Here is a 6,858-nt window from a genome sequence, read left to right on the forward strand (position 1 = left end):
ACCGGGCCGATCACGGCGCGTCCGGCCAGCTCGGCGGCGACCAGGTCCACCACCGACTCGGCGCGGACGGTGTCGGTGGCCATCGGCATTCCCGGGCCGTGCTGCTCGAACGCGCCGGCGGGCAGGATCACCACCGGGCTCGACGTCACGGCGTCGGCGGCCTCGACGGTCGTCATCTCGGCGAGCCGCAGCGGACGCCGGGGCGGTGCGGGTTCGGCGGAGGTCATCGCTGGTCTCCGTCCGGAAGGGTGGCGTCGGCGGGGGTATCCGGCCCGTCGGCGGGGACCTCGGCCGGGAAGTCCGCCGTGAGGACCGCTTCGCGGATCGCCACCAGGTGCGTACGGGTCAGCCGCTCGGCCGCCGCCGCGTCCCCGTCCCGTACGGCTTCGAGGATCTCCAGGTGCTCGGCGTGGTCGCGCGCCCGGTCGTTGTAACGGTGCCGGATCTCCACCTGGTCCCGGGCGCGGACCTGGAGCAGGGCCTCGACGGCCTCGCGGAGCAGGGTGTTGCCGCTCGCCGCCGCCAGTGCCACATGGAAGTGCACCGACTGTCGCAGGGACTCCTCCGGTGGATGCAGCGCGTTGGAGGCCGCGTGCTCCAACTCCCGTACGGCTTCGCCCATCCGTACGTTCGCCGCGGCCGCCGCGACGGCCGGCTCCAGCACCAGGCGGGCCTCGACCAGCTCCAGCACCGAGGCGCGGGTGCTGCGCGGCAGATGCGGGTTGGCCATCAGCCGGCGGCCGATCCCCGGGCCCACATAGGTGCCGGATCCGTGCCGGAACTCCACCACACCGGTGGCCTCCAGCCTGCGCAGCGCCTCGCGCACCGTGGGTGTGGTGACGCCGAAGCGGCTGGCGAGGTCGCGGGAGGACGCGAGGGCGTCTCCGCGACCGAGGCGTTCCGAACGGATGATCTCGACGATGTTGTCCGCCAGGCGCTCGGACAACGACTGCTCACTGCGACTCATGAAGTGAATAGATCACTTGATCTCTCGCGGTGTCAATGCCCGTGACAGCGACTTCTGGCCGCTTCGATCAATATCGGCCGCCGGCGGCCTCCGACACGGATGGACCACGGGCCGGCCCCGCCCCCTGCGGGCACCCCGGCCCTTTCCCGAACCCGGCGGACATATGGGGCGTATTCTGAAAATCTGCCGAAAGGATCGAGAATCATGGCCGACGAGTCACGAGGCGACGACGTGTACCAGCCCGAGAACTCGGACGTGGACAACGGCCCCTCCGACGATCTCGATCTGGAGAACGTGATAGACGAGCGCGACCTGGACGACATGATGACGGAGGGGTACTCGCCGCCCGAGCACCCTCTCGGCGTCAACAAGTACGGCGTCACCGGCGAGGAGCAGCGCGCCGGGGAGACCCTGGACCAGCGGCTCGCCCAGGAGGCTCCCGAGGTCCGCCCGGAGACCGGCGACGGCGTCGGCGACGTGCCCGGCGGCGAGGGCGAGCCGGTGGACACGGAGACGGGTGACGCGCGGGCGGGACGGCTGGAGGCGGTCGACGACATCGCGCCCCGCAGGCACTCGCACGTGGGCGCGCGGGACGTCGGGATCGACGGCGGGGCCGCGTCGGCCGAGGAGGCCGCCGTGCACATCGCCGACGACGAGGAGATGGACGGGTAGTGGGCGGGGAGGACGGGGAGGACCGGCTGGCGAGGTATCACGGGAAGCGCCGGTTCGACACCACCGACGAGCCGCGCGGCGAGGGCGCGGGCCCGGCCGGTGAACTGTCCTTCGTCGTCCAGATCCATGACGCGCGCCGGATGCACTTCGACTTCCGGCTGGAGGTCGACGGCGTGCTCAAGTCCTGGGCCGTACCGAGGGGCCCGTCCACCGACCCGGGCGACAAGCGGCTGGCGGTCCCCACCGAGGACCACCCGCTGGAGTACCGGGAGTACGAGGGCGTCATCGCCGCCGGTGAGTACGGGGCGGGCCCGGTCATCGTGTGGGACCAGGGGACCTACCGGCCGCTCGGGGCCGGCGGCCCGGGCGCCTTCGCCGCCGCCCTGGAACGGGGCCACGCCAGCTTCCGGCTGACCGGCCGCAAGCTGCGCGGCGCGTACGCGCTCACCCGGTTCCGGGGCGGCCAGGACGGATCGGGCGAGGCGTGGCTGCTGGTGAAGAAGACCGGTTCCGGGAGCACGCGCGGCCGGCGCGCCACACCCGATCCGCGGCGGGCCCGCTCGGCGCGCACCGGCCGGACACTCAGCCAGGTGAACAGGGGTACGCCGGACCGGACGATGCCGGATCATGGATCCCCTCGCGTCCATCGATCCGAAGGCAACGACCATGCTTGACGCTGACGACGTCCGCCGTATCGCGCTGTCCCTGCCACGCACCGTGGAGAGGGAACTCTGGAACATCCCCACCTTCCATGTCGCGGGCCGGATGTTCGTCACGGTGCCCGACGACGGCACGTCGTTCGCCGTCCGCTGCCCCAAGCTGGAGCGTACGGAGCTGATCGCGGCGGAGCCCGACAAGTTCTGGGTCCCGGCGCACGAGGCCAACTCCTCATGGGTACGGGCCCGGTTGGGCGCGCTGGAGGACGAACAGGAGCTGTATGACATCCTGGTCGATTCCTGGAAGCAGGCCGCCCCGACGGATCTGGCGGAGTCCTTCGACAACTGAACCGAGCAGGAGCCCCGGATGAGCCGGAACGACGCCGTGTCCCCCGCCGACGTACCCCGCACCCCCGCGCACCCGGTCGAGGCGAACGGCGTACGCCTGTGCGTCCAGACCTTCGGCGGTGAAGCCGATCCGACCGTCCTGCTGATCTGCGGCGCGGCGAGTCCGATGGAGGGCTGGGACGAGGAGTTCTGCGCCCGGCTCGCGGCCGGCGGGCGGCGGGTCGTGCGCTACGACCCGCGTGACACCGGGCAGTCCGTGACCTCTCCGGCGGGCGCCCCTGACTACACCTTCAACGATCTGATCGCGGACGCCGTCGGTCTGCTGGACGCGCTCGGCGTGGACCGGGCGCATTTGATGGGCATCTCCATGGGCGGTGGGCTCGCGCAGTGCGTGGCGGTGACGAGTCCGGAGCGGGTCGCGACCCTCACCCTTGTCTCCACGAGCCCGGCGGGTCCCACCGGTTCGGAGCTGTCGCCGCCGGCCGAGCGGCTGCGCGCGTCGTTCGCCGATCCGGCCCCCGAGCCCGACTGGTCGGACCGCGCGGCGGTGATCGGGTATCTGGTGGCGGGCGAGCGGCTGTTCGCGGCTCCGGCGTCGTTCGACGAGGAGGCGGCGCGGGAGCTGTCGGGCCGGATCGTCGACCGCAGCACGGACATCGAGGCGGCCTCGAAGAATCACTGGGCGCTCCGGGAGGACGAGAAGCCGGTCACGGTCCGGCTGGCGGACGTGGCGGCGCCCACCCTCGTACTGCACGGCACCGAGGATCCGCTCTTCCCGCTCGACCACGCGCGTGCGCTGGCCGAGGGGATTCCCGACGCCCGTCTGGTCACCCTGGACGGGGTCGGTCATCAGGCACCGCCGGCCCGGGTGTGGGACACGGTGCTCGCAGCCGTCCTGCGCCACACGGACCGGAACTGACGCCTGTCGGTCCCGGTCCGGGCGCGCGGGCTCACGCCACTTCTTTGAGCCGTCCCGTCGCCACGTCGAAGATGAATCCGCGGATCACCTCGGTGTGCGGAATGAACGGGCTGACGGTGATGCGGCGAATCGACTGACGTACGTCTTCTTCCAGGTCCGTGAATGCCTCGGCGGCCCACGGCGGCCGGATCCCGGTCTCGTTCTCGATGTCCCGCTTGAAATTGTCGTCGGTGAAAGTGAGCATCCCGCAGTCCGTGTGATGGATAAGGAAGATCTTCCGGGTGCCCAGCAGCCGCTGACTGATCGCCAGGGAGCGGACCGCGTCGTCGGTGACCACTCCCCCGGCATTCCTGATGACATGCGCGTCACCCTCGTTCAGACCGAGGATGCGGTAGATGTCCAGCCGGGCGTCCATGCAGGCGACGACGGCGAGCCGGCGGGCGGGGGCCAGTTGCAGAGGCCCTTCGAAGGACTGTGCGTAGACCTCGTTGCTGTTGAGGAATTCTTCCGTGACGGACACGGCGGACCTACTTTCCGCAGGGGGCGAGAGGGCCACGGTAGAGGGCCGGAAATCAATCGGCGAAGAGGACAGACCGCCTCGCCACAGCTTTGCAATACCGCGGTGACATACGCGCTCTGTCACCGCGTCATTTCAGCTTCGCGGCCATTTCCCGCACCCCATTCCCCCGCCCGCTCCGGTGCGGGCGCGCGCGGGTGAATCAGTACGGCAGCGGCTCGTCGGACAGGTAGGGCGGCGCGGGCTCGTACTGCATGTACCGGCGCACCGCGCGGGCGTGGTCGCGGCCGTGGAGCCGGCCGACCAGCCACAGGGCCATGTCGATCCCGGCGGAGATGCCCTGGCTGGTGACCAGGTTCCCGTCCACGACGTAGCGGGCGTCGCGCACGACGGTGACGTCACCGCGGATCTGCATCTCGTCCTCGAAGCCGTGATGCGTGGCGACCCGCCGGCCGCGCGCGGGGCCGGCCTCGTGCAGGAGGAGGGAGCCGGTGCACACGCTGGTGACCCACTCGGTGTCGGCGGCCGTCCTGCCGATCCACTCCAGCAGGTCGGCGTTCTCCACCTCCCGCCGGGTGCCCGCGCCGCCGGGCACGAGCAGCACATCGAGCGGCGGGCAGTCGCCGAGCGTGTGGTCGGGCAGGACCCGCATCCCCTTACTGCACCGGACCGGGGCGGAGCGCTCGGCCACCAGCACGGCGGTGTCGCCCTCGTCGCGCATCATGGCGGAGGACATGAACACCTCCCAGGGGCCGACGAAGTCCAGCTCCTCCGTTCCGTCGAAGATCAGCAGTCCGTACGTGGTCATGGGTGCTCCTCGGTCGTCAGGTGTGGTCCGTGATCGGCACGGGCCGGCGCTGCTCGTTCAGGCAGGTTCTTCGGTGGACCGGAAACGGTTCCGGTAGTCCGTGGGTGTCACACCGCAGTGGCGGTGGAAGGCACGCCGCAGCGACTCGGAACTGCCGAGTCCGCAGCGTCGCGCGATGGCGGTGACCGGCTCGTCGCCGCCGGTCAGGGCCTGCTGGGCGGACTCGACTCGTACGCGCTCCACGTACTCGGCGGGTCCCACCCCCAGCTCCGCGGTGAACCGGCGCTGGAGATGACGCGGGCTAAGCCCGGCGTGGGCGGCCAGGTCCGCGAGGGTGTGCGGCGAGCCGGGATCGGCGTGGACCGCCGCGACGACGGCCCGGATCGGGTCGGTGGCAGGCTGCTCGGACCAGAGCGGCACGCTGAACTGCGCCTGGCTGCCGGGCCTGCGCAGGAACAGCACGAGCCGCTGGGCGACGGCGTGGGCGACCTCCCGGCCGAGGTCGTCCTCTACCAGCGCGAGGGCCAGGTCCATCCCGGCGGTCACCCCGGCCGACGTCCAGACCCGGCCGTCGCGTACGAAGATCGGCAGGGTGTCCACGGTCAGCTCGGGGTGCTCCCGGCGCAGCTGGCCGTCGCGGCTCCAGTGGCTGGTGACGCGCCGTCCGGCGAGCAGCCCGGTGGCGGCGAGCAGGAACACGCCGCTGCACACCGAGGTGACCCGGCGGGCGGTGGCCGCCGCCTCGGCGACCCACCCGACGAGCGCGGGGTCCTTCGCGGCGTGGTCGACCCCGTCGCCGCCGGCCACCACCAGGGTGTCGATCCCGGCGGGAGCCAGGTCGGCGATCCCGTGGTCGGCGTGGACGCGCAGCCCGCTGTTGGAGCGCACGGGGCCCGCGACGGGAGCCACGATCCGGCAGTCGTAGCCGGGGCGGCCGGGGCCGGACCGGCCCGCCTGCTGGAACACCTCGAAGGGGCCCGAGAGGTCGAGTGACTGGAACCCCTCGAAGATCACGAAGACAACGCGTCGCTGCTGCACGTCGTTCAGCCTGCGGCCTCGGCGCTGATGTCGTCAACGACGTATGACCCACACTTCACGCCATCGGCCGTCCATTCGGGCGGGTGAACCACCGGCCAGGCTGCCGTTCAAGATAGTTCGATCATGTTTGAGTACCTTTCATGAAAAATCGCCTGAAACTCAGCATGCTTCTGGTCGCCACGAGCGCGGTCGTGGTGGCCGCCGGTCCGCTCCCCACCACGGCGCAGCCGGCCGCGGCGGAGCCCGGCCGGCCCCACCTGGCACCGCTGCACCGCTCGGCGGCCCCGCTGAACGACCGCTACATCGTCTCCATCGACGCCGCCTTCGACGCGAGCAAGCTGCTCAACCGGGCCGGGGTGAAGCCCCTGTTCACGTACACGAGGGTGCTGAGCGGCTTCGCGGCCGAGCTGAGCGCCGCCCAGCTCAGGACCGTCCGGACGACGCCCGGCGTGACCGCCGTCGAGCAGGACTCCGAGATCAGGGCCCTGAAGACCGGCGCCGCGAACAGCCGTGTGCCCGCGTCGACCTGGGGCCTGGACCGGATCGACCAGCAGTCGCTGCCGCTGGACGGCCGGTACGACACCAGGAGCACCGGCAAGGGTGTCACCGCGTACGTCGTCGACACGGGCATCGACTTCGAGCACGAGCAGTTCGGCGGGCGCGCCAAGCCGGGCTACGACGCCATCGGGGACGGCCGCGAGGGCAAGGACTGCCAGGGCCACGGCACGCACGTCTCGGGTACGGTCGCCGGCCGTACGTACGGCGTGGCTCCCGAGGCCGACCTGGTGAGCGTCCGGGTGCTGGACTGCCAGGGCAAGGGCACCTGGTCAGGGATCCTCGCCGGGTTCGACTGGGTCGCCGACAACGCCAAGCAGCCGGCCGTGCTCAACGGCTCCCTCGGGGGCCCGAAGTCCACCGCCGTGAACAGCGCGG

At 71.4% G+C, this 6,858-nt stretch carries 10 protein-coding genes; 5 read left to right on the plus strand and 5 right to left on the minus strand.

Annotated features, from left to right (window positions below; genetic code table 11):
* Together BHU15_RS37160 and BHU15_RS37165 are read right to left on the minus strand one after the other, a co-directional pair.
* On the minus strand, positions 1-227 hold a 227-nt coding region (locus BHU15_RS37160; protein WP_171908529.1), incomplete at its 3' end, for a creatininase family protein.
* Positions 224-967: a FadR/GntR family transcriptional regulator gene (locus BHU15_RS37165; protein ID WP_069631104.1), complete on the minus strand. Its 744-nt coding sequence runs from the start codon at positions 965-967 to the stop codon at positions 224-226. The genes BHU15_RS37165 and BHU15_RS37160, both read right to left, overlap by 4 nt.
* A gap of 204 nt (positions 968-1,171) precedes the next feature.
* Between BHU15_RS37165 and BHU15_RS37170 the strand changes: the two genes are divergently transcribed.
* From BHU15_RS37170 to BHU15_RS37185, 4 genes are read left to right on the plus strand one after another with little or no spacing between them, the layout of a single operon-like run.
* Positions 1,172-1,639 (plus strand): DUF5709 domain-containing protein, encoded by a 468-nt coding sequence (locus BHU15_RS37170; protein WP_069631105.1) that lies wholly within the window; start codon positions 1,172-1,174, stop codon positions 1,637-1,639.
* On the plus strand, positions 1,639-2,313 hold the full coding sequence (locus BHU15_RS37175; protein ID WP_069631106.1) for a DNA polymerase ligase N-terminal domain-containing protein: 675 nt from the start codon (positions 1,639-1,641) through the stop codon (positions 2,311-2,313). Before BHU15_RS37170 ends, BHU15_RS37175 begins: the two co-directional genes overlap by 1 nt.
* Positions 2,306-2,644 (plus strand): MmcQ/YjbR family DNA-binding protein, encoded by a 339-nt coding sequence (locus BHU15_RS37180; RefSeq protein WP_023543704.1) that lies wholly within the window; start codon positions 2,306-2,308, stop codon positions 2,642-2,644. Before BHU15_RS37175 ends, BHU15_RS37180 begins: the two co-directional genes overlap by 8 nt.
* A gap of 18 nt (positions 2,645-2,662) precedes the next feature.
* Positions 2,663-3,562, plus strand: a complete 900-nt coding sequence (locus BHU15_RS37185) for an alpha/beta fold hydrolase (RefSeq protein ID WP_079128641.1) — start codon at positions 2,663-2,665, stop codon at positions 3,560-3,562.
* 31 nt (positions 3,563-3,593) lie between these two features.
* Here BHU15_RS37185 and BHU15_RS37190 read toward each other — a convergent pair whose 3' ends face one another.
* From BHU15_RS37190 to BHU15_RS37200, 3 genes are all read right to left on the minus strand, one after another.
* The gene (locus tag BHU15_RS37190) at positions 3,594-4,082 is read right to left on the minus strand and encodes a beta-class carbonic anhydrase (protein ID WP_069631107.1); all 489 of its coding nucleotides are present in this window, start codon (positions 4,080-4,082) and stop codon (positions 3,594-3,596) included.
* Between the two features lie 199 nt (positions 4,083-4,281).
* Positions 4,282-4,887 (minus strand): DJ-1/PfpI family protein, encoded by a 606-nt coding sequence (locus BHU15_RS37195; RefSeq protein WP_069631108.1) that lies wholly within the window; start codon positions 4,885-4,887, stop codon positions 4,282-4,284.
* 57 nt (positions 4,888-4,944) lie between these two features.
* Complete coding sequence (locus tag BHU15_RS37200; RefSeq protein ID WP_069631109.1) at positions 4,945-5,925, minus strand: GlxA family transcriptional regulator; 981 nt, start codon at positions 5,923-5,925, stop codon at positions 4,945-4,947.
* A 140-nt stretch (positions 5,926-6,065) separates the two neighbouring features.
* On the opposite strand from BHU15_RS37200, the gene BHU15_RS37205 reads away from it, so the two are divergent.
* Positions 6,066-6,858, plus strand: a 793-nt coding sequence (locus BHU15_RS37205) for a S8 family serine peptidase (protein WP_255293311.1), incomplete at its 3' end; no start/stop codon positions are given.

This window comes from Streptomyces niveus (assembly GCF_001723055.1).
GTDB classification, from domain to species: Bacteria; Actinomycetota; Actinomycetes; order Streptomycetales; family Streptomycetaceae; genus Streptomyces; species Streptomyces niveus.